Origin of the sequence: Streptomyces sp. H39-S7 (genome assembly GCF_027158205.1) — a bacterium.
Lineage (GTDB): Bacteria > Actinomycetota > Actinomycetes > Streptomycetales > Streptomycetaceae > Actinacidiphila.
On sequence record NZ_JAPVLU010000028.1, the window covers coordinates 119948 to 122476 of the forward strand.

Annotated in this window: 2 protein-coding genes; one reads left to right on the plus strand and one right to left on the minus strand. The window is 70.0% G+C overall.

Annotated features, from left to right (window positions below; translation table 11 throughout):
- Nucleotides 1-292 precede the first annotated feature (292 nt).
- Nucleotides 293-1336 (plus strand): alpha/beta fold hydrolase, encoded by a 1044-nt coding sequence (locus O3X23_RS26050; RefSeq protein ID WP_269273978.1) that lies wholly within the window; start codon nt 293-295, stop codon nt 1334-1336.
- Between the two features lie 158 nt (nt 1337-1494).
- Here O3X23_RS26050 and O3X23_RS26055 read toward each other — a convergent pair whose 3' ends face one another.
- Nucleotides 1495-2022 (minus strand): peptidase inhibitor family I36 protein, encoded by a 528-nt coding sequence (locus O3X23_RS26055; protein ID WP_269273979.1) that lies wholly within the window; start codon nt 2020-2022, stop codon nt 1495-1497.
- Nucleotides 2023-2529 lie beyond the last annotated feature (507 nt).

The window sequence follows — 2529 nt, forward strand, 5'->3', positions numbered from 1 at the left end:
GGTCGACCGTCGGGCCGTGACCGCGACACGGCCGGACGGATCCGAGGCCGTCGACCCGATAACAGCGGGTCGGACGGTCGAGCAAGTGGACTTACCGGATGGCGACTCGACCCCGAGAGCGGCCGGATGACACCGCTGCGCGGGCCAACCCACCGCCCGGAGTCAGGGCAGACGTTGTTGCGGCGGGGAAACCTTCCGGTAACTGTGCGCGCAGTGGGCGCTCCTACCCTCGTGAAGGTGCGGTACGTCCGCGCGGTGCGTACATCGCCACAGGCAACAGGGAGGCGTGCCCATGAGCGGATTCCTCAGGCCGGACACCCGCGAGGGACGGCCGCGCCCGGTGCCCCTGCCGGACGTCGAGCTGCGCCACCACGTCGTGCACGGCTACCGCAGGGCCTACCGCATCGCCGGCGAGGGCCCGGCCATACTGCTCATCCACGGTATCGGCGACTCCTCCGCCACCTGGGCCGACCTCATCCCCAGCCTGGCGCGCCACCACACCGTCATCGCCCCCGACCTGCTCGGCCACGGCGCCTCGGACAAGCCCCGCGCCGACTACTCGGTGGCTGCCTACGCGAACGGCATGCGCGATCTGCTCGGCGTCCTCGGCGTTGAACGGGCCACCCTGGTCGGCCACTCCTTCGGCGGCGGAGTGGCGATGCAGTTCGCGTACCAGTTCCCCGAGCGCACGGAGCGGCTGGTGCTGGTCGCCACCGGGGGTGTGGGCCGGGAGGTCAATCCCGTCCTGCGCGCGGTCTCGCTGCCGGGGGCGGACCTGCTGCTGTCCCTGCTCAAACTGCCCACCATGGGGCTGCACACCCGCGTCCTGGTCCAGCTGATGAAGGCCCTGGACACCGACTTGGGCCAGGACGCGCCCGACCTGATCAATCTGGTCGACGCCCTGCCCGACGCAACCTCCCGTAGCGCCTTCATCAGAACGCTGCGGGCGGTGGTCGACTGGCGGGGCCAGGTGGTCACCCTGCTCGACCGCTGCTATCTGGTGCGGGGCATGCCCACCTTGCTGCTGTGGGGTACGCGCGACAGTGTGCTGCCGGTGCGGCACGCCCACGGCGCGCACACGGCGATGCCCGGCAGCCGCCTGGAGATCTTCGACGGGGCTGGGCACTTCCCTTTTCACACCGATCCCCTCCGTTTCCTCTCCGTCGTCGAAGACTTCATCGCGACCACCGAACCGGCCAGCCTGAGCAGCGAGCAGTGGCGGGACCTGTTGCGTACGGGCCGCTGTGAGGAGCCGAAGGGCTCTGCGGCGGGGGACGCGGGCGACCGCCTCACGGGACAGGACATCCGGGAAGCCAGCGAACGCAGCGCGACCTGAGCGGGCCACTCGGGCGCGGCAACGGCGCCCCGCCGCGCGCGAGCGGACCCGCCGGCCCCACCATCAGCGCCGAGTTGTTCTCCCGGCGGTGCCACCCCCCGTTGCGGTTGGCTCGCCGTTGGCGGTCGGTCACCAGTGAGCCGGTTCGTTCGCCTGACTCAGCAGGGGCTGAGATACCACACCCAGCTCCAGTCCGCCGCCGGGTCCTCGCTGTAGCCGCCCGGCGAGGTCCAGCGCAGCACCTTGTCCTTGCTGTAGAACTTCGCTCTCAGCGCGGCGCGCTGGTTGTTCTTCCAGGATCCCACCTCCGTGAAGGGTATGTAGTTGAGGGTGTCGCAGGTGAAGAGGGACAAGTAGGCGCCGGTGAAGTTCCGCCCCTCGTACGCGCACACATAGGTGTAGGGGCAGGGCGGGTTCGCAACCGCCGCTGAGGTGCCCGTCGCGTTGAGGTCGCGTGTGTACTTCTCCCCGGGCAGGGTCAGCGTCAGCTCCCCGCCGCTCAGCCGGATCTTGTTCGCGGCCACCTGAGTCCCACCCCATTTGGCCGCGGCGGCATCGACCTTGGTCTGCAGGCCCCTGGCCTCGGAGGCGCTCAATCCGGCGCTCCTCGCCTGGGCCGAGAAATCCGGCCGGGCGTCCGCGCCGGCTGAGCCCACCGTGGCCACGCACGCGGCGAGCGCCACCATCAGTGTGACGATCGCCCTTCCCACGCCGGTGGATCTGTGCGTCCGCTGCCGGTTTCGCGTCACTGGATTCCCTTTCCGATCGGCGGCCCCCTCTGGGGGATCACCCCAACTGTGGAGGGCGGCAAACCCTCCGGTCGTTAGCAGAGAGCGCAGGGATCCTGTGCACAGAGCGCAGCGCGCCGCCGCTCGCCCGGCCTGATCCAGCAGGCGGCGTGGAACACCGGCTGAACGCCGCCTCACTTCCCAGCCCCCAGCGCGCCCCGATGTCCTGGTTCGACAGCCCGGGAGCCGTGGTTCGAAGTCGTGGAGGCGCGGGTTCGGCACTGGTCGTCGTCCGGGACGTGCAGGAGTATGGCGCACGTGACTCCTCCCCCTCCTGAAGGAGGGGGCTTCTCTCTATAGCTGGTGGGCGTAGAGACGGACCAGCCCGGCCCGTAGAACGTTGGTGGCTGCCACGGTGTCAGCGTGTGCCAGGTGGCCGCAGGCGACGCAGTGGAACTTTGCCTG

Bases quoted from the DNA above. Each gene is read 5' to 3' on its own strand.
- O3X23_RS26050 (WP_269273978.1), top strand. From the start codon at position 293: ATGAGCGGATTCCTCAGGCCGGACACCCGCGAGGGACGGCCGCGCCCG.
- O3X23_RS26055 (WP_269273979.1), bottom strand. From the start codon at position 2,022: ATGGTGGCGCTCGCCGCGTGCGTGGCCACGGTGGGCTCAGCCGGCGCG.